The sequence below is a fragment of the Marivita sp. genome (assembly GCF_017643905.1).
In the GTDB taxonomy this organism is placed as follows: domain Bacteria; phylum Pseudomonadota; class Alphaproteobacteria; order Rhodobacterales; family Rhodobacteraceae; genus Marivita.
Genome location: NZ_JAEPMO010000027.1, coordinates 15,870 through 34,965, shown reverse-complemented (window position 1 = coordinate 34,965; position 19,096 = coordinate 15,870). Strand labels below are relative to the sequence as shown.

The 19,096-nt window shown below is 61.7% G+C and carries 21 protein-coding genes and 1 pseudogene; 19 read left to right on the top strand and 3 right to left on the bottom strand.

Annotation, left to right across the window (positions count from 1 at the left end; translation table 11 throughout):
* From JJ869_RS06215 to JJ869_RS06170, 10 genes and pseudogenes are all read left to right on the top strand, one after another.
* Window positions 1–358, top strand: a 358-nt coding sequence (locus tag JJ869_RS06215; protein WP_292265354.1) for an SPASM domain-containing protein, incomplete at its 5' end; no start/stop codon positions are given.
* Between the two features lie 20 nt (window positions 359–378).
* A pseudogene (locus tag JJ869_RS06210) lies at window positions 379–876 on the top strand (D-Ala-D-Ala carboxypeptidase family metallohydrolase); the annotation flags it as partial.
* Window positions 873–1,130, top strand: coding sequence for a hypothetical protein (locus JJ869_RS06205; protein WP_292265351.1), 258 nt, complete (start codon window positions 873–875; stop codon window positions 1,128–1,130). The pseudogene JJ869_RS06210 and the gene JJ869_RS06205, both read left to right, overlap by 4 nt.
* Window positions 1,117–1,290: a hypothetical protein gene (locus JJ869_RS06200; protein ID WP_292265349.1), complete on the top strand. Its 174-nt coding sequence runs from the start codon at window positions 1,117–1,119 to the stop codon at window positions 1,288–1,290. The genes JJ869_RS06205 and JJ869_RS06200 overlap by 14 nt, the downstream gene beginning before the upstream one ends.
* 311 nt (window positions 1,291–1,601) lie before the next feature.
* Entirely contained in the window at window positions 1,602–2,708 is a 1,107-nt protein-coding gene (gene hppD / locus JJ869_RS06195) for a 4-hydroxyphenylpyruvate dioxygenase (RefSeq protein WP_292265347.1), read from the top strand.
* A gap of 3 nt (window positions 2,709–2,711) precedes the next feature.
* Window positions 2,712–4,082 carry a homogentisate 1,2-dioxygenase gene (gene hmgA / locus JJ869_RS06190; RefSeq protein WP_292265345.1) on the top strand — a complete coding sequence of 457 codons (1,371 nt, stop codon included), beginning with the start codon at window positions 2,712–2,714 and terminating at the stop codon, window positions 4,080–4,082.
* Window positions 4,083–4,092: 10 nt separating this feature from the next.
* Window positions 4,093–4,458 carry a Rieske 2Fe-2S domain-containing protein gene (locus JJ869_RS06185; protein ID WP_292265343.1) on the top strand — a complete coding sequence of 122 codons (366 nt, stop codon included), beginning with the start codon at window positions 4,093–4,095 and terminating at the stop codon, window positions 4,456–4,458.
* Window positions 4,448–5,089, top strand: a complete 642-nt coding sequence (gene maiA / locus JJ869_RS06180) for a maleylacetoacetate isomerase (RefSeq protein WP_292265342.1) — start codon at window positions 4,448–4,450, stop codon at window positions 5,087–5,089. Before JJ869_RS06185 ends, maiA (JJ869_RS06180) begins: the two co-directional genes overlap by 11 nt.
* Window positions 5,082–5,756, top strand: coding sequence for a maleylacetoacetate isomerase (gene maiA, locus JJ869_RS06175; RefSeq protein WP_292265340.1), 675 nt, complete (start codon window positions 5,082–5,084; stop codon window positions 5,754–5,756). The genes maiA (JJ869_RS06180) and maiA (JJ869_RS06175) overlap by 8 nt, the downstream gene beginning before the upstream one ends.
* A gap of 11 nt (window positions 5,757–5,767) precedes the next feature.
* On the top strand, window positions 5,768–6,292 hold the full coding sequence (locus tag JJ869_RS06170) for a gamma carbonic anhydrase family protein (protein ID WP_292265338.1): 525 nt from the start codon (window positions 5,768–5,770) through the stop codon (window positions 6,290–6,292).
* Here the strand turns inward: JJ869_RS06170 and JJ869_RS06165 are convergent.
* On the bottom strand, window positions 6,279–7,211 hold the full coding sequence (locus JJ869_RS06165; protein WP_292265336.1) for a LysR family transcriptional regulator: 933 nt from the start codon (window positions 7,209–7,211) through the stop codon (window positions 6,279–6,281). The genes JJ869_RS06170 and JJ869_RS06165 overlap by 14 nt on opposite strands.
* A 104-nt stretch (window positions 7,212–7,315) precedes the next feature.
* Between JJ869_RS06165 and JJ869_RS06160 the strand changes: the two genes are divergently transcribed.
* The 9 genes from JJ869_RS06160 (at window position 7,316) to JJ869_RS06120 (ending at window position 16,714) form a co-directional block, all read left to right on the top strand.
* Window positions 7,316–8,464 (top strand): CoA transferase, encoded by a 1,149-nt coding sequence (locus JJ869_RS06160; protein WP_292265334.1) that lies wholly within the window; start codon window positions 7,316–7,318, stop codon window positions 8,462–8,464.
* Between the two features lie 2 nt (window positions 8,465–8,466).
* The gene (locus tag JJ869_RS06155) at window positions 8,467–9,420 is read left to right on the top strand and encodes a hydroxymethylglutaryl-CoA lyase (protein WP_292265332.1); all 954 of its coding nucleotides are present in this window, start codon (window positions 8,467–8,469) and stop codon (window positions 9,418–9,420) included.
* Between the two features lie 83 nt (window positions 9,421–9,503).
* Window positions 9,504–10,505 (top strand): TRAP transporter substrate-binding protein DctP, encoded by a 1,002-nt coding sequence (gene dctP / locus JJ869_RS06150; RefSeq protein ID WP_292265331.1) that lies wholly within the window; start codon window positions 9,504–9,506, stop codon window positions 10,503–10,505.
* Window positions 10,506–10,516: 11 nt separating this feature from the next.
* Window positions 10,517–11,044 (top strand): TRAP transporter small permease, encoded by a 528-nt coding sequence (locus JJ869_RS06145; RefSeq protein ID WP_292265330.1) that lies wholly within the window; start codon window positions 10,517–10,519, stop codon window positions 11,042–11,044.
* Complete coding sequence (locus tag JJ869_RS06140; RefSeq protein ID WP_292265329.1) at window positions 11,044–12,330, top strand: TRAP transporter large permease subunit; 1,287 nt, start codon at window positions 11,044–11,046, stop codon at window positions 12,328–12,330. Before JJ869_RS06145 ends, JJ869_RS06140 begins: the two co-directional genes overlap by 1 nt.
* 52 nt (window positions 12,331–12,382) lie before the next feature.
* Complete coding sequence (gene fahA, locus JJ869_RS06135; protein WP_292265327.1) at window positions 12,383–13,669, top strand: fumarylacetoacetase; 1,287 nt, start codon at window positions 12,383–12,385, stop codon at window positions 13,667–13,669.
* The gene (locus JJ869_RS06130; RefSeq protein WP_292265325.1) at window positions 13,666–15,648 is read left to right on the top strand and encodes an acetoacetate--CoA ligase; all 1,983 of its coding nucleotides are present in this window, start codon (window positions 13,666–13,668) and stop codon (window positions 15,646–15,648) included. Before fahA ends, JJ869_RS06130 begins: the two co-directional genes overlap by 4 nt.
* 3 nt (window positions 15,649–15,651) lie before the next feature.
* A complete protein-coding gene (locus JJ869_RS06125; protein ID WP_292265323.1) occupies window positions 15,652–16,005 on the top strand; it encodes a CidA/LrgA family protein in 354 nt (117 codons plus the stop codon).
* Window positions 15,998–16,714 (top strand): LrgB family protein, encoded by a 717-nt coding sequence (locus JJ869_RS06120; RefSeq protein WP_292265322.1) that lies wholly within the window; start codon window positions 15,998–16,000, stop codon window positions 16,712–16,714. Before JJ869_RS06125 ends, JJ869_RS06120 begins: the two co-directional genes overlap by 8 nt.
* 300 nt (window positions 16,715–17,014) lie before the next feature.
* Here the strand turns inward: JJ869_RS06120 and JJ869_RS06115 are convergent, their stop codons facing one another.
* Entirely contained in the window at window positions 17,015–18,331 is a 1,317-nt protein-coding gene (locus tag JJ869_RS06115; RefSeq protein ID WP_292265321.1) for an acetamidase/formamidase family protein, read from the bottom strand.
* 87 nt (window positions 18,332–18,418) lie between these two features.
* Window positions 18,419–19,090 (bottom strand): hypothetical protein, encoded by a 672-nt coding sequence (locus JJ869_RS06110; RefSeq protein WP_292265319.1) that lies wholly within the window; start codon window positions 19,088–19,090, stop codon window positions 18,419–18,421.
* Between the last annotated feature and the right edge of the window lie 6 nt (window positions 19,091–19,096).

Genomic DNA, 19,096 nt, shown 5'->3' with positions numbered 1-19,096 from the left:
CCAGAAATGCGGGATGGACAGCCCCGATGCCATTGCTATCGATCTGCGCGGGAACGCTATGACCTGCCAGCACACCGGGGCGAAGGGGGCGCACAAGATCGGCCATGTGGGGGATTTTGACGCCATCTCGCTCGACACCGCGACGCATTTTACCTTCCGGCCGGAATGCATGTCATGCCCGGTCGTTCAGCTGTGCAAGGGGTCCTGCATGTTCCTCGAGGGGGACTTCTTCAAGCAGAGTTGCGCCAACGAGTTTGCCTTCAACATGGGGGTCATGATGGCGGCGGTGTGGCATTTGACGGGGATGGTGGTGGTTGGGGTGGAAGGGATTGCCGGTTGCGGCGCTGCTGATCATTGACTGGTTGGTCCAGCGGATTCTCCCCTTATCGCAGCCCTGAGCACAAACGTGACGTTTGCGGCTCAATCCGCTTGAAGCACAAGGAGGGTGCGGCGTTTGACATCGCCATGGCGAACCACGACCCGGTGGCCTTCGAGGCGGCGGCGCGCGAGGTCGGGTTCCTCGGCTTCGGCTTCTACCCGCGCTCGGGGTTCATCCATGTCGACCTCGGTCCTGCGCGTCAGTGGGGTGAGCGGTTCCCGGTCCGTGCGACGGCATTTGCCGCCGAGACGCCGCCCGCACGCGAAGTGCTGGCCGAAAGCCGCACCATGAAGGGTGGTGGCGCGGCCGGTGTCGCCACGCTAGGCGCGGCTGGGGTCGAGGTTGCGCAGAGCGTCCTGGCCGAGACCCAGACCGCCATCCTGCCGCTTGTGCCGTATCTCGACACCCTGCGCTGGGTGTTCATCGCCGTCGCTCTCGGTGGCATCGCGGTCACCATCTATGCTCGCCTCGAAGACTGGCGCCGGGGGCGGCGGTGATCGCCGCGCTTCTGACCGGGTTCGCCGCCAGCCCGTCGACGCGGGCGGCGCTGCGCTACGGCGCCATCGTCCTCGCCGTGCTCCTTTTCCTGCTGTCGCTCCGGCGGTTCGGCGAGCGAGCTGGACGCCTCGCCGAACGCCTTGAGACCACGGAGAAGGCAAATGATGTCCATCGCCGGATGCTGGAAGCGGCGGCTCGCCGCCCTCGCGATCGTAACGAGCTTGCAGAGCGGCTGCGCGATGGTCGGTTCTAGTCCGCCCTTCGCCATCGTTTGCCCGCCAGTGGTCGAGTACAGCCGCGAGACTCAGTCGCGTGTGGCCGAGGAACTGAGCTTGCTGCCGGATAGTTCGACCATTGCCGAGATGCTGAGCGACTACGTAGTGATGCGGGAGCAGTCTCGGGCCTGTGAATAACATCGCGCGAACCTAAATGCCCCCGCCTCCACAGATTCCGTCACTCGACTGCGAACCAGTTTGAAGCTGCCCATCCGCAAAAAGACTTCCGGGTCGCGGTCGAATACGTCGGCGGCGGTGAGCCTCATATTCTTGGTCGCAAGGCCGGTCGCGAGCTCAGGGTTCACGATTCCAGAATGCAGCGTTAGAAACACTGTAATTTTCCGAATGCTTGGTAGCTGCTATTCAGCATGCAGACCCCCGCGGGCCGGGGAGACGCGAGATTGGCGTGGAGGGCACGAAAGCCACGTCATGAATGCCAGGAGGAAATTATGGGTCCCTTTCCGCACGACGCACCCAAGGCGAAGATCGACAAGCTGAACGTCGCCGGCACCGACGGCTTTGAATTCGTCGAGTTCGCACATCCCGAAACCGGCGAGCTGGAGGCACTTTTCGAGAAGATGGGCTACGTTGAAGTGGCCCGGCACAAGAGTCGCGACATCTCGCTCTATCGGCAAGGCGACATCAACTACATCGTCAACCGGGAGCCGGGAACCCACGCTGCGCGCTTTGTCGAAGAGCATGGCCCTTGCGCGCCGGCTATGGCTTGGCGGGTGGTCGATGCACAACACGCACTCAAATGCGCGCTCGACTATGGTGCGGAGGAGTATACCGGAGATGACAAGACACTCGATGTGCCGGCGGTTGTCGGGATCGGCGGATCGCTACTGTACTTCGTCGATACCTACGGCGAGGACGGGTCGTGCTACGAGCGCGAATTCGAATGGCTCGGCGAGACCAATCCCAAACCCAAAGGCGCCGGCTTTTACTACCTCGACCACCTGACGCACAACGTTCAGCGCGGCAACATGTCGACTTGGTACGACTTCTACTCGAAGGCGTTCAATTTCCGCGAAATCCGCTTTTTCGACATCAAGGGCAAGCAGACTGGCCTCTACTCCCGCGCGCTGACATCACCCGATGGCAAGATCCGGATCCCGATCAACGAGAGCGCGGACGACAACAGCCAGATTGAAGAATACCTCAAGCAGTACAAGGGCGAGGGCATCCAGCACATCGCCGTGGCGACCGAGGACATTTACGGATCGGTCGATGAGATCGCCGGGAACGGCATCGACTTCATGCCGGCGCCGCCTGCGACGTACTACCAGATGTCGCACCGCCGCGTTCGAGGCCATGAAGAGCCGCTCGACCGGATGATGAAGCACGGCATCCTGATCGATGGCGAAGGGGTGGTCGATGGTGGCGTCACCCGGATACTCTTGCAGATTTTCTCGAAGACTGTGATCGGCCCGATTTTCTTCGAGTTCATCCAGCGCAAGGGCGACGACGGCTTTGGCGAGGGAAACTTCAAGGCGCTCTTCGAGTCGATCGAAGAAGACCAGATCCAGCGCGGCGTCCTGAAGGCGGAGAGCTGATCCATGAACAAGCCACACAGCGATTTTATCGTCGCGAAGAGCCGGGCGAAATATAACGAAGGCTACATGCCGGGTTTCGGCAACGACTTCGAAACCGAGGCAGAGGAAGGCGCGCTGCCGATTGGGCAGAACAGCCCTCAGCGTTGTCCCTATGGGCTCTACGCCGAGCAGCTGTCTGGCACTCCGTTCACCGCACCACGCGCCTCGAACGAACGGACTTGGCTCTACCGCATGCGTCCCACGGTGCAGCACATCGCTGACATGGTGCGGATCGAGTTGCCCCACTTCCGTTCCGCGCCAACGGCCGACGAAAGCGGTCTGCCGCTCGCACCGATGCGTTGGGACCCGGCACCGATCCCTGCGGACGCCGGCACCTGGCTGACCGGGATCCGCACCATTGCAACCGGCGGTGACGTGCTGACCCAGGTGGGCTACGCGATCCATACCTATGCGGTGTCGGAGAGCATGAACACCGAGGCGTTCTACAACGCCGACGGGGAGATGCTGGTGGTGCCCGAGGTTGGGCGCCTGCGCTTCTTCACCGAGATGGGCGTGATCGACGTTGCCCCTGGCGAGATCGTCGTGCTGCCGCGCGGCCTCAAGTACAAGGTTTTGCTTAATGGCGACGCCAAGGCGCGGGGCTACATCTGCGAGAACTACGGCGGCGCCTTCACTGTGCCCGAGCGTGGGCCGATCGGAGCCAACTGCATGGCGAACCCGCGCGATTTCCTGTCGCCGGTCGCTGCCTATGAGCAGAAGGACGGCACGAACCATCGTGTCACCGTCAAGTGGTGCGGCCAGTTCCACACGTGCGAGATCGGCCATTCGCCGCTTGACGTGGTGGCGTGGCACGGAAACTACGCGCCCTACAAGTACAATCTTCGACACTACTCGCCCGTAGGGCCGATCCGGAACGATCATGCGGATCCGTCGATCTTCACTGTGCTCACGGCGCCATCGGGCGAGCCGGGGACGGCCAACATCGACTTCGTGATTTTCCCGCCGCGCTGGCTGGTGGCCGAGGACTCGTTCCGCCCGCCTTGGTACCACATGAACATCATGTCCGAGTTCATGGGGCTGATCGAAGGTGTCTACGACGCCAAGCCTGAAGGCTTCGTGCCAGGCGGCATGTCGATCCACAACATGATGCTGCCGCACGGTCCAGACGCCGATGCCTTCTACGCGGCGTCCTTGAAGAAGCTCGAACCGGAGAAACTCGACAATACGATTGCGTTCATGTTCGAAACGCGTTTCCCGCAGCAATTGACGAAATACGCGGCTGGGCTCGACACACTTCAGGTGAAGTACCCGAACGTATGGAAGCCGCTTCGCAACCATTTCGACCCGAAGCGACCCGTCTGGAACGGCGAGTAGCGACAACGACATGAACACCAACTGGAAAACCTACCCCTCGGCTCCGGCCGGGGGAACGCCGATCTGTGCGTCTTCAGACGTGCTCGAGGGCGCCGCTCATGGCGTCGAGCTTGACGGGTTTCCGATTTTGCTGGCCAGAAGCGATGGTCGCCTGGTGGCCTACGTGAATGCCTGTCCGCACCAGTTCCTGCCGCTCGATTATCGGAGCAGCAAGGTCGTTTCCTCGGACGGACGCGTGCTGCGGTGTTCGAACCATGAGGCAGGCTTCGACCTCGCGACCGGCGAAGGAATTGATGGGGTCGGTGCCGGTTGCGCCCTCGATCCAATCCCCGTCCGTGAAAATGCGAGCGGACAGGTGATCATCGATGAACTGTAAAACCGTACTGTTCGACTACTGGCGCTCGTCGGCGAGTTACCGGGTCCGGCTTGCGCTTTCACTAAAGCAGATCGTCTATCGGCGCGTTCCAGTAAACCTCGCCGGCGGCGAACAGGCACTTCCCGAACATCTTGCTCGAAACCCTATGGCGGCCGTACCGGTGCTCGATATCGACGGTCTGCGGCTGACGCAATCTCTCGCCATCATCGAATACCTGGACGAAACCCGCGACGGGCACCGCCTTCTCGCCGACGATCCAGCGATCAAGGCAAAGGAACGCGCGCTCGCACTCATCGTTGCGGCGGACATACATCCCCTCGGGAACCTCACGACACTGAATCGTGTTTCGTCGCTTGGCGGTGAGCAGGCGAAGCTGGAGTGGGTGCAGCACCACATATCCAGAGGCCTGACGGCATTCGAGGCTGTGCTCGCTGCCACCCCTCGGACGCGATTCTGCACCGGAAGTGTGCCGGGTGTGGCAGATGTCTGCCTTGTGCCACAACTCTACAACGCGGTGCGATGGGAGGTAGATCTCGCGGCGTTTCCGCATTGCCGGGCCATCGACGAAGCGTTCGCGGAATTGCCAGCATACCACGAGTCCCATCCCGACAAGTTTGCGCCCAATGGCTGAACCTAATCCTCTGGAAAGTAACGCGGACCAGGTTCTGCTTTACGACTATCCGCGTGCGCCCTCATGCCAACGCGTTCGCATCGGCCTTGCGCTGAAAGGCGTCGATTATGAAATCGAGCCGATCGACATCCGCATGGGCGCCCGGAACGCTGCCACGTTTCGGGTTAACAGTCCTCAAGGCTTTGTACCTGTGCTTCGCATTGACGGGCTCTTATTGCGCCAGTCACTGGCGATCCTAGAATATGTCGACGAAACACGAGGTGGCAGGCAGATTATTCCAGTCGAGCCGGTCGCCCGGAGCCGCGTTCGGAGGTTGGCTCAGTCGATCGCAACCGCATCCGGCCCGCTCACCAACCTCTGCGTCCTGCGCGACATTCAGAAACGGTTCGGCCCGGACGCGCGACGCACCTGGCTCATGGAGCAGTACAGCACAAGCCTGAGCCAATTCGAGGCATCGCTTCACGACCCTGCTACGGGCGATTTCTGCCACGGCGATGAACCTACGCTCGCAGATTGCGTTTTCGCACCCCATGCCAACGCGGCCTGGCGCTGGGGAATGGATCTGCGCGGTCTGCCGCGAGTGAGCCGGATCTTCCATCGCTGTCTTCGGATGCCAGAGTTCGCGAAGCACCTTCGCGACGGCCCCGAATGGCAAGAACCAATCTGAGGAGTTGAATAATGCCAATCTGTGCACTGGGCGAACTCGAGCCCAACTTTAGCGAGGCCGATCACTGGATTGCCCCCAACGCCTACGTGATCGGTGACGTGACTCTAGGTCGAGACGTCGGGGTCTGGTTTTCAGCAACAATCCGCGGGGACAACGAGCCTATCGTGGTCGGCGACCGTACCAATATCCAAGAAGGCGCGCTTCTTCATTCGGATCCGGGTTCACCACTCACGATTGGGTCCGACGTCACGATCGGACACCGCGCGATCGTGCATGGCTGCACCGTGGGCGACAACACTCTCATCGGGATGGGTGCCACGATACTGAACAACGCGCGCATCGGTCGGAATTGTATCGTCGGGGCGAATGCCCTGGTCACCGAAGGGAAGGAGTTTCCCGACAACAGTCTGATCGTCGGAGCGCCAGCGAAGGCTGTGCGCACGCTGGACGCAGATGCTGCGGCGCAGTTGAAACTGTCTGCCGACAACTACGTTTCAAACCTGAAGCGGTTTAGGTCCGAGTTCAGCCTTCGATAGGCCGAGCGCCTTCCCAGGTCCCATCGTGGACGGCAGCGCCTACCAACTCTGCGACCAAGTTCAAAATGCTTTCTCGCAGGAAGGTCGGGCGAGCGTCGAGCGCTGACACGAGGTGCAGTGTTCGGACGGGCCTTGGATCGGTCACGGGACGGGCGACGAGTTCGCCGCTTCTGAGTTCTTCGCTGACGAGGACTTTCGGCGCCAGGGTGCAGGCTAGACCCTCCTTGAGCGCGCTCAACGTTCCCGCGATGGACGCCAGTTGAATCTGGGCCTGCGCCTCGAGCTTTGCCAGTTCAGCCGGACGATCTACCAGAGCCCTCGAAAGCGATCCGCTTTGAAGAAGTGCGACGGGAAGTTCGGCCATATCTTCGAGGCGAATTGGCTCGCTACTGTCGCCGACGATCTTCGGGTCCCCGATGCAGAACAGCTCTTCCTCGAGAAGCGGCGTCCGCAATGTTTGTGAGTCGGGAGGTGGGTTGAAGATGAGTGCAGCCTCGATCTCGCCGGTTCTCAGAGAGCTATAGGTCACGCCGGAGAGGCCTTCTCGAATCAGGAGACGAACGCGCGGAAAGTCCTCGATGACGCGGCGCATGAGAGCGCCGCCGATCACCTTGATCACGGAGAAGGGCATGCCTATCGCGATATTGCCCGAGATCTCCGCCTGACCATGCTTGATCTCGGACGCGGCAGTCTCAAAGGCCGAGAGGATGAACTGCGCATGGGTGAGCAGCTTCAACCCGGCGGCCGTCGGCTCCATGCCCCTTGGCTTTCGCAAAAAAAGCTTGGTCTCTAGCTCTGCTTCGAGACTGGCGATGTGGTGACTCAGGGCCGAGGCGGCAGTGTTACAGTGATCGGCCGCGTGCGAGAGGTTCCGGAACTCGCAGACGGCGACGAAGTACCTGAGCTGTCTTGTATCCATAGCAGCATTCTAAAACCAAGAACGATACCTTCGAAAGGATATTATTTTCTGACTGCTCAAGATTCGGCATAACTCCCACGACACGAGATCAATGGGAGGACCCGATGGCAGACGCACTACCGCTCGAGGGCGTACGCGTGGTCGAAATGAGCCACATGGTGATGGGGCCGTCGACGGGCATGTTCCTCGGCTTTCTCGGCGCCGAGGTTATCAAGATCGAACCGCCGCAGGGCGACAAGACCCGAAACCTGACTGGGATGGGGGCCGGCTTTTTTCCGACCTTCAACCGCGGTAAGAAATCCGTCACCCTCAACATCAAGGACAAGGACGATCTCGCCAAGCTGCACGCGCTACTGAAGACGGCGGATGTCTTTGTCGAGAATTTCCGCGACGAGACCCTTGCCAAGATGGGCCTGGCGCCCGACCAGCTCCGCGAAACCAATCCGTCGCTGATCGTCGCCTCATGCAAGGGTTTCCTCAAGGGGCCCTATGAGCATCGCGCTGCGATGGATGAAGTCGTGCAGATGATGACCGGCATGGCCTACATGACGGGGCCGACTGGTCGACCGCTGCGGATCGGCTCTTCGGCCAACGACATCATGGGGGGCTTGTTTGCCGCCTACGGCGTACTCGCCGCACTGATCCAGAGGAGCAATACAGGTGAGGGCGCGGCCATCCGGTCCGGGCTCTTTGAGAACTGCCTGCTGCTCGTCGCACAACACATGGTGCAGTTCGACATCGAAGGTACCGAGTCGCCGCCGATGCCGGAACGCGTATTCTCCTGGCCGGTCTACGATCTTTTCCCGACAAGCGACGGCCGCCAGATCTTTGTCGGTGCCGCCACGGATGGGCAATGGGAGAAGCTGTGCAAAGGGCTCGGACTCGACCATCTGCTCGATGACCCGCGTCTGCAATCGCGGCTCGATCAGATCGCCGCGCGCGACTGGACGCTGCCCCTGATTGCCGAGGTCGTGGCGAGTCGTCCGTACGACGAGATGCTGCAGATCATGGAAGAAAACGATCTCCTGTTCGCGCCGGTCGCGCGGCCAGCCGAGATGTACGAGGACCCCCATGTGAACCGGCCCGGCGGCCTATTCACCTCGCACTACGCCGAAAAGAAAGATTTCCGCGCGCCAGCACTGCCGGTCGAGATGAATGGCCGCGCGATCGTCTCGGAGAGCGTCGATATCCCTGGGATCGGTCAGCACAATGCCGAGATCCTCGGAAGTCTCAATGTGGAGGCGGCAGAGTAGTCATGGCGGATATCTACAAGACCTATCCCCAGGATCGCATCGCACTACGCGAGGTCGGTCTACGCGATGGGCTTCAGCTCACGAAGTCCTGGCCCAGCACGGCGCAAAAGGTCGAATGGGTGAATCGCGAATACGCCGCTGGCATACGATATTTCGAAGTCGGCTCGTTTCTACCGGCGGACAAGGTACCACGTTTTGCCGATGTGCGGGATGTGATCGCCGCCGTCGATGCGCACGAAGAGGCCCACGGCATCGCCCTTGCACTGAACCAGCGTGGCGCAACCGATGCGTTGGCCACGGCGGTCGGAGAGATCACCGTCGTCGTCTCCGCCAGTCAGGCGCACAACGAGGCCAATGTTCGCCGCACGCAGGAGCAGAGTCTCGCGGAGATCGCCAATGTGGTGAAGCTCCGCGACGAGGCGGGCAAGAATACGATCATCAACGCGGGCATCGCGATGGCCTTCGGGTGCTCCCTTTCTGGCGACGTTCCCGAAGACGACGTGATGCGGATGGTTGATCGCTGCTTCGAAGCAGGCGTCGATATGGTCGGGCTGGCGGATACCGTTGGTTACGCAGGCCCTCGTCAGATCGCATCCCTCTGCGCGCGCATGGAGAAGCGCCTCGGTGACCTGCCGTACGTCATTCACCTGCACGACACCCGTGGAATGGGCATCGCCAACGCTTCCGCGGCTCTGGATTCCGGCTGTCGCGTCTTCGACGCCTCACTGGCAGGGCTTGGTGGCTGTCCGTTCGCACCCGGAGCAACCGGGAACGTCGTTCTCGAAGACCTGGTCTACCTGGTGGAGACCAAGGGTTTCGTCACCGGCATCGATGTCGAGCAGATCGTCGCGACGCGCGACCTTCTGACCCAAGCGATGCCAGACGAAACGCTTCACGGCGCACTGGCACAGGCGGGGCCGCCGAAGAGCATGAACTGGCGCGCGCAGGCGGCCTGAAACCAAGCCCCCGCACGAGGAGGCGGGACCACATGTGGCGAAGCGCCACGATCAATCTGAACGTCAAATGGGAGGACCCAGACATGAAAAACCAACTTCTTACCACGGCCATCGGTGCGTTGATGGCAGCGGGCGGCATGACCGCTGCCCACGCCCAGACGCCCATGCGCTGCAGCCACCAACTGCCGCCGTCGCACGCCGTCGCCCAGGTCATTGACCGCTGGGCCGCCGAGGTGGAGACGCTTTCGAACGGCGAGATCGACGTTCAGATCTTCCCGGCAGACAGTCTGGTCGGCGCTGGCGAGAACATCACCAGCGTCGCCTCCGGCAATATCGAATGTGCCTTCTCGGTGCAGTTCCAGTGGGGCCGGACCCTTCCGATCATGACCGTCACCACCCGGCCGTACTCCTTCGCCGACCTTGACATCTGGCGCAACTGGGACGGATCGGATGCTGCCAATTTCCTCGAAGATCGCCTGCGTGAGCGTGGCGTTGAGAACGTGGTCTGGCTGTTTCAGACCAACGAGTCCGTATTCACCTCGAATGGCGACTTCCTGATCCAACCCGAGGATTTCGAAGGCATCAAGATGCGCGGCCTCGTGCCCGCCTTCGACGCATCGCTCGAGGCACTAGGCGCGCGCGCGGTCTCGATGTCCGGCGGCGATGTCTACCAGTCCCTCGCCACCGGCGTGATTGATGCCGCCATGACCGGTACCGACGCGGCGGTGTCGCGCAGCTACTACGAGGTTCAGGATCACTTCAGCATCGTGCCGGTGATCTCCGTCTACTTCCACGGCTACGTGAACCCGGACTTCTACGCAGGGCTATCCGATGAGGCGAAAGCAGCTCTCGATGAGGCGGGTGCGCTCGCCTCTGGCTGGGCCGTGGATGCGGCTATCGAAGCAGCGGCGGCCGCCCCCGGAGAACTCGAGGCCCAAGGCGCAAACGTCTATCGCTTGACGGACGAGGAGAATGCCGCCCTCGAAGCCATCATGCAACCGGCGTTCGATGAGCGTTTCGGCGCCGAGATCGAAGGTGCCGAAGAACTCCTGCAGCTGATCGACCAGCTTCGCAGCGAGTCCTGAGAGCGCGTGCGATGTCGATACAATCCAACAGCGACGGGGCGGCTTCGGCCGCCCCACTACCGATCAGGCTGCTATACGGCCTGGTCTGGCTCGGAGGCGCGCTCAGTTCTCTCCTGATCCTCGTCGCGTTCAGCTTCACGATCATCGCCGTCTTCTGGCGGTACGTCCTGTCGGACCCGCTGCGTTGGCCAAATGACCTGACGGGGTGGACATTGGTCGCCCTCATCATGCTCGGCGTCAGTGAAGCCTATCGTCGTGGCGATCATATCGCGATGGACCTCGCAACCGGACATCTGTCCGGCAAGTCCAGAGTTGCACAGGCGGTCTGGGCACACCTGTCTGTCCTCGCCTTCGCAACCGTTCTGGGCTCCAGCGCCTGGCACATGGTCCATTTCGCATTTGACTGGCAGGCCTACACTTCGGGTTCGATCGAAATCCCGCTGTGGATTCCGCAGGCCCCGCTCTTCATCGGCTCGATCCTGCTCGGCCTAACCGCACTCACCAAGCTCCTTGAGCTTCTCGTCAATCGGAGGAACTGATGACCGCTGTTCTGATATTCGCGGGTCTGATCCTCCTGCTTTTGACGGGAATGCCGATCTTCGCCGCGCTTGGCCTGACAGCTGCCGGGATCCTTCTCATCTTCGAAGGCAGCGTGAACCCGGCCGCCGAGACAGTCTATGCGCACTTCAACAAGCCTATCCTGATGACAATCCCACTCTTCGTCTTCATGGCGCAGATCATGATAAAGGCGAAGGTCATCGACGATCTGTACAACATGGCCCATACGCTCATTGGCCATGTCCGCGGCGGCCTCGGCGCGGCGACTGTTATGTCTTGCACGATCTTCGCAGCTATTTCCGGTTCGTCCGTCGCGACCGCTCTTTCAATCGGTTCCAGCGCAGTGCCGCAGATGAAGCGGTTTGGTTATCCGGAAAGGGATGCGCTTGGACTCGTGGCTGCAGGCGGAACGCTCGGTATTCTTATCCCCCCATCCGGACCGATGATCCTCTATGCGATCGTCAGTGACGCCAGCATCGGCGCGTTGTTCCTCGCAGGTATCATCCCTGGCGTCCTGCTGGCCCTGATCTTTGCCGGTTACTGTGTTATTCGATCCAGCCGCAATCCGGACTTCCAGTCGCCGGACTGGGCCGGGTGGCCGGAGGTAGGCCGTGCGATCAGGAAGTCCTTCTGGGCCGTTATGGCGCCGCCGGTGGTCATGGGCGGCATCTATCTGGGAGTTTTCACGGCCGGCGAGGCCGCGGCCATCGGATGTCTCTACGCGCTCTTCGTCGCGGTCGTAATCTACCGGAATCTGTCTTTCGGCGATCTTTGGGACTGCACCTATCAGACGATGCGAACCTCGATGATGGTGTTCATGATCATCGCCGGTGCCGCGATGTTCGGCCATGCGATCACAATCATTCGCCTTCCGAATGGCGTTGCCGAAGCAGTGGCCGCAATGGGGCTGACCCCGCTCGGGTTCATACTCATCGTGATGGCGATGATCTTCGTGATGGGCATGTTTTTCGAATCGATCGCGATTATCCTGATCACGACCCCGATCCTTCTGCCGACGATGATCGCTCTCGATATCGACCTGATCTGGTACGGCGTCCTGCTGATGATCAACCTGGAGCTGGCGATGATCACGCCGCCTGTGGGCATGAATCTGTTCGTCATCAAGGGCATAACGGACGCGCCCCTGATGGAGGTTGTACGCGGGGCGTTTCCCTATGTGCTTCTGATGCTCCTAGGCCTTGTGCTGTTGCTCCTGGTTCCGGGCCTCGCGACCTGGCTGCCGTACTCTGCCGGCTTCGGGCGATGAACACGCGGGGCGGACGACTCGTTGCCCGCCCCAAGAAATCAAAGGACGGAACATGCCGGACCAAACCAACGACAGGAATCTCAGGAGCTGGGTCGAGCCGGCCAATCGCGCCGACTGCGAGTTCCCGATCCAGAACCTGCCCTACGGTTCCTTCAGCGTCGCCGGGGGCGAAAGACGACTGGGAGTCGCTATCGGCGATCAGGTGCTCGACCTGCGGGGGGCTGCCGACGAGGGGCTCCTGAAGCTCGATGAGGCACAGGGCGCTCTGCGGAAACAGACCCTCAACCCCCTTATGTCCGCCGGACCGAAGGTGTGGACCGCACTCCGGACCCAGCTCAGCAGGCTTCTGGAGGCGGGGAACCCGGTCCTTCGCGACGATGCCGCGCTGCGCACCCGGCTGCTGCACCCGATGGCTAACGCGACCCTGCACCTGCCGTTCGACGTCACAGAGTACACCGACTTCTACGCCAGCCGGCACCACGCGTTCAACGTGGGCTCGATGTTTCGCGGGCCCGAGAATGCCTTGCCGCCGAACTGGCTGCACATCCCCATCGGCTACAACGGCCGGGCGTCCTCGGTCGTGGTGTCCGGCACCCCGGTCCGGCGCCCCTGGGGGCAGGTCAAGGGGCCGGACGAGGCAGCGCCCCGCTTTGCACCGTCCGCCCGGTTCGACATCGAACTGGAGATGGGCGCGATAGTCGGCGTGGCCTCCGACACCCCGCTCAGCGTCGCCGAGGCGTTCGAGCACATCTTCGGCTACGTGCTGCTGAACGACTGGTCGGCGCGCGATATTCAGGCCTGGGAATATCAGCCGTTGGGGCCATTCCAGTCCAAGGCGACGGCGACGACGGTGTCGCCGTGGGTCGTGACCGCCTCCGCGCTCGAACCGTTCCGGGTGAACACTCCGGAGCGCGAGGTGCCGCTGCTGCCGCATCTGCGTGACGTGGGCCCGATGCTCTACGACATCACGCTCGACGTCGGCCTGCGTCCCGAAGGCGGCGCGGAGACGGTGATCTCGCGCACGAACTATCGCGAGATGTACTATTCCGCCGCGCAGCAGCTTGCCCATCACAGTGCGTGCGGCTGCCCGATGCGGGTGGGCGACCTGCTTGGTTCGGGCACGATCTCGGGCCCGGATCGCGAGAACCGCGGCTCGCTGCTGGAGCTCAGCTGGGGCGGCAAGGAGCCGATCGAGATCGACGGCGGCAGCCGCAGTTTCATCGAGGACGGCGACACGCTGACCTTGCGCGGCCATGCGCAGGGCGAAGGGTATCGAATCGGATTTGGTGCCTGCACCGCGCAGGTACTCCCCGCCCGTAGAGCAATGGCAGAGCAATGACCCAAGACGCGATTTGGACGCCGTCTTACCGCCGTGTCGCCAAGTCGGAGATCCTGCGGTTCGGTAGCTTTCTCGAAAAGCGGACCGGCACCCGGATCGCAGATGGCCGCGATCTCGGCGACTGTGCGCTGTCAGACCCAGAGGCTTTCTGGAGCGCTCTCTGGGACTATTACGGCGTGATCGGCGAAAAGGGCGAGGCACCATACCTCGTCGGCAACGACATGATCTCGACGCAGTTCTTCCCGGAGGCCCGGATCAACTTCGCCGAGAACCTCCTGCGCATGGGCGAGGCGCGCGATTCCGGCACTGCGGCCCTCGTCTTTCGCGGCGAGGACAAGGCGCGTCTGACCTGGAGCTGGGGTGATCTCGAAACCCATGTCTCGCGTTTGCAGCAGGCATTGGCGCAGGCCGGGGTCGGCCCCGGCGACCGGGTTGCCGGGCTTCTGCCGAACCGGCCGGAAGCGGTGGCGGCGATGCTGGCAACCGTTTCGCTCGGCGGCGTCTGGTGTTCGGCCTCGCCAGATTTCGGCGCCCGCGCCGTCCTCGACCGGTTCGGCCAGATCGAACCGAAGGTGCTGTTCGCGACGGATGGCTACTGGTACGCTGGAAAACGCTTCGACATCGGTCAGAAACTGGGCGCCATCGTCCAGCAGCTCCCTTCGGTGACCCACACGGTCGTTGTCGAATATCTCGGATCCGCACAGGACACTGCCGACAGCCTGCACAACGGGATCACGTTCGCGGCCTTTGAAGCGGCCGTGGCTGCACGGGAGCTGCGCTTCCATCGGGCCGCGTTCGATCACCCGGTCTACATCTTGTTCTCGTCCGGCACTACCGGCGCGCCGAAATGCATCACCCACCGGGCCGGCGGTTTACTGCTGCAGCATGTCAAGGAACATGCCCTGCACGCCGACATCCAACCCGGCAACCGGCTCTTCTATTTTACGACTCTGGGCTGGATGATGTGGAACTGGCTCACCTCAGGGCTCGCCCGCGGGGCGACCCTGCTGCTATATGATGGCTCGCCCTTTCATCCCGGACCCGAGGTGCTATTCGACTTCGCCAGCGACGAACGCATGACACATTTCGGAACATCGGCGAAGTATATCGACAGCCTGCGCAAGGCCGATTTCAGCCCCGAAGAGAGGCATGACCTGTCAAGGCTCCGGTCGATTATGTCGACCGGATCGCCGCTTCTGGCCGACAATTTCGACTACGTCTACGACTCGATAAAGCAGGACCTGCACCTGGCATCGATCTCCGGTGGCACCGACATCGTGTCCTGCTTCGTGACCGGCGATCCGACCTTGCCGGTCTGGCGCGGCGAGATCCAGCGACCGGGGTTTGGGCTGGCTGTTGACGTCTGGACAGAGGATGGCACGCGTGCGGCGGATGGCGAGAAGGGGGAGCTTGTCTGCACAGCTGCTTTTCCGTCGATGCCCTTGGGTTTCTGGGGCGACGAGACCGGCGAGCGGTACCGGAGCGCCTATTTCGCTCGCTTTCCCGGCGTTTGGTGCCAAGGCGATTTCGCCGAGCGGCGCGAGACCGGCGGCTTCGTGATTCACGGTCGCTCCGATGCAACCCTGAATCCAGGCGGCGTTCGGATCGGCACCGCCGAGATATATGCCGAGGTTGAGAAGTTTGCCGAAGTACGCGAGGCGGTCGTGATCGGCCAGGATATCGGAGACGACGTGCGCGTCGTGCTGTTCGTGACATTGGCGGACGGTTCCGAATTGACCGAGGCCCTGGTCAGCAGCATCAAGGCCGCCATTCGTGCAGGATCCTCGCCGCGGCACGTGCCGGCACTAGTCTTGGCGGTAGAGGATATACCGCGGACCAAGAGCGGCAAAATCACTGAGCTCGCCGTGCGGGACGTCGTGCACGGGCGCTCCGTCAAGAACACGGACTCTCTTGCAAATCCCGAGGCGCTGGATCACTTCCGTGATCGTCCCGAACTGCGATTTGGCCTGCCTGACTGACGCATGGTAGAGGCGATCGCGATACTTCTTGGCTGCCAGCTCGTCGGAGAGGTGGTGGCGCGGGCTTTAACTTTGCCGGTACCAGGTCCGGTGATCGGTCTCGGATTGCTGGCCGTCCTACTATTGGCCTGTCCGGACCTAACCAAGTCAACAGGTCCCGCCGCTCGGGTAATTCTCGCGAACCTGTCCTTGCTTTTCGTGCCGGCCGGCGTCGGCGTTGTCGGCAATCTCGGCGTTCTGTCTGAGAATTGGGTCGCCTTCGCCGTTGTCCTGCTTGCAAGCACCATCGCCGCAATGCTTGCGAGCGTCGGAGCCTTCCTTTTCGTGCAACGTTTTCTCGGCCGAAGCGATGAATGAGGTTGCCCGGATCTGGAGCTATCTGGCGACCGAGCCCTTACTCTGGTTGACCGCCACGTTGGGGGCTTACCTCCTCGCCGATCAGATCGCGCTTGCCTTCCGGCGGCATCCGCTCGCCAATCCGGTCCTCATTTCTGTGGCTATTCTGGCATCACTGCTCTTCGCGACCAGAACGCCCTATGATGCCTATTTCGGCGGCGCCCAGTTCATTCATTTCATGCTCGGACCTGCGACGGTCGCTCTGGCCTTGCCGCTCGTCGCCAACCTTCGCGCGATCCGCGAGACAGCCTTGCCGATTTTGGCTGCACTGATTGCAGGTTCGCTGACCGCGATCGTCACCGCTGTCCTAATTGCCATAGCGTTCGAACTCCCGGCATCCGTAATTGTTTCGATCAGTCCAAAATCGACGACGGCTCCCGTCGCTCTTGGCATTTCCGAAGCCCTCGGCGGACTTCCAACATTGACCGCTGTCCTCGTGATCCTGACGGGCATCATTGGTGCGGTCACGGTGACACCAATCATGAATGCCTTGGGCATTCGGGACTGGCGCGCGCGGGGCTTCTCAGTTGGCCTCGCTTCTCATGGCATCGGCGCGGCGAGAGCGTTCCAAGTCAATGACGTTGCCGGTGCTTTTGCAGGAATTGGCTTGGCGCTCAACGCAATCGTGACAAGCCTCTTGGCACCCATTGCCATTTACCTGTTCATTTAACGTTCGATCCGGCCATAGCTGTTGTTCGATGAGGATACTGCTTTTGACCGGCAACCGGATCAGCTGCTGCGCAAGCATCTGAAAAATATTATTTATTTCAATAATTTATACTGGAGAAGGTTGGACGTCAGACCCATCCCCTCCGCCACCCACACAATTCTATCCCGAATATTGAGTGTTTCCGTCGACTGGCCGCACGTCAGAAGCGGTCGACTTCGCGCTCTCGGACCACAAGGATCGGCGTAACAAAGTCTGTTCGGCTGCGGGGCAGGCCGGTTCCCCGCAGCTTCTGATCGTTTCTTACAGCCCGTATTGCTCGCGGGCGTAGTCGCCGAGGCCGACTGCGTCGAGTTTGGCGAGGGGTGCGAGGAAGGTTACCTGGATGACACCCGGAGCGCGGCCGATTTCGATAGCTCCGTTCACGGTGGCGCGGTTGCGGACTTCGGCCACGGTCATGCCCAACAGGGTTGCAGCACGGGCAAGGCCGTTGTCGATGGCGGCGTTCAGGTTGGCGGCTGTGCCAATGACCGAAATCGGGGCCAGTGCGTCGATGTCCGACACACCCCATTTGGCGGCCAGTTTCTGACCCTTGGCTTTTTCCGCATCGGTAAAAGGCTTGGCCAGCGGCGGCAGGTCTTCTTCCAGCGGGAACAGGACAGGACCGTCGATGGGGTAGTTCTTCAACACCTCGACCTGAAGCGTCACGCTGCCCGACACATCCATCGTGTGACCTGCGATTTCGCCATCGCCCTGACCGGCATGCATGTCACCCATATAGACACCGGCACCCGGCACTTTGACAGGGCAGACGATGATTGCACCGGCCCGCACCGCGTCGATGTCCATGTGACCGTCGGTCTTGTGTTCGGCTAGTTGTTCTTCGGTGATGGCGTAGTCATGCGGCGCGCCGACAAGGAACGCGCCGAAATCGCCGGCGTTGTGGCTGTCGGGCATGGCCATGGACGGGCAGGTGCCAAGCTGGCCCATGAAGGGGCGCATCCGCACCAGCGTTCCCGGCATATCCGAGGGTGCATAGGTCAGGATCGAATGCTGACGGCTTCCATCGGGCAGGGCGGCGTAATGGTTGGCATCCTTACCGATGGTTTCAGCAGCCTCCTTGGGGAGAGTCAGGCCGACGCTGCGGGTTTCGTCAAAGGTCACGGTATAGCCGTGCACGATCTCGAACGGCTTGACCGCGTTGCCGCAGGAATCGCATTTCACCGCGTCCTGCCCGATCCCTTCAACATGTGTTTCCGGCCAGACGGTGTCGCAGACCGGGCAACGCGCAGCGACGTAAGGGTCGCCAAGACAGAACGCTTCGGGAGAGCTGTCATGTCCCGAGGCGGTTGCAATCGAGGTCACGGTGATATCGCGGATGCGGATGGCGACCGCATCACCGACCTCTGCACCCTGCACGAACACCGGTGTCGTGACCTCGTGTCCGCCGCGCAGGCGCGGGGTGATCATCGGCCCCCAACAACCCGGAGCAGTGTTGGCGATGATCGTACCGCCATTTTCGATAGGGCCGAGCATGGGTGCATTGGGGTCGAGGACCGAGTTGGTGAATTCCGAAACGACGACACTGCGCCGCGACGGCGTGGTAGTTCCATCAGGCATGTTAGCCTCCCTCGTTGGACTGATATTACCCAAGCAGCCTAGGGTTTATTCACCGCCCGGCAAGGTATTTGGTGGTGCGATCCTGGCTCAATGCCCGTAGATCGCAGACGCGATCCCGAAAGCGCCAACCACGACCAGGCTCAGCGCCCAGACGATGTCGAGGTTGAACCATGTGCGCGACAGGAACTTGATGCCCAGCCACAGGTAGATCACCACGGCAAGCACCGCTCCGGCAAGGGTCATGGCCCCGGTATGGACAAGCGCCACGAGAAATGCGGTGGTGATGTTCTGGCCCATGAGTTGACCCGCGGCTGCGTGGCCCTCACCGCCGACATCGATGCCGCAAATCCCCAAATAGATGGGCACCAGCATCAGGCCCGCACCATGCGCCATCGCAGCAAGAAACGACCAAAGCGCGAGCCGGGTAGGGTGAACGCGCGCCAGAAACCGCGGGTGGCGGCGGTTGATCAGCAGGTAAATCCCCATAGCGATCACCAGTGCCCCGGCGCCAATGCGGATCTGTGTCTCCCACGTGACCAGCGCGGTCATCACCGAGAACGACAAGAGGATTGCCGTCATGGCAAGGAAATGCCCAAAGGCCAGCGCAATCAACGCGCGGCCCATGGCGCGGGGGCGGCCTTCCATAAGGGCTGCGGACACCGCAAGGGGCCAGCCCATGCCGGGATTGATACCGTGGTAGATGCCGGACAAAATGACGGCCCCCCAGAGGGCCGTCACCGTGCTTGGATCAAAGCTCATTCAGAC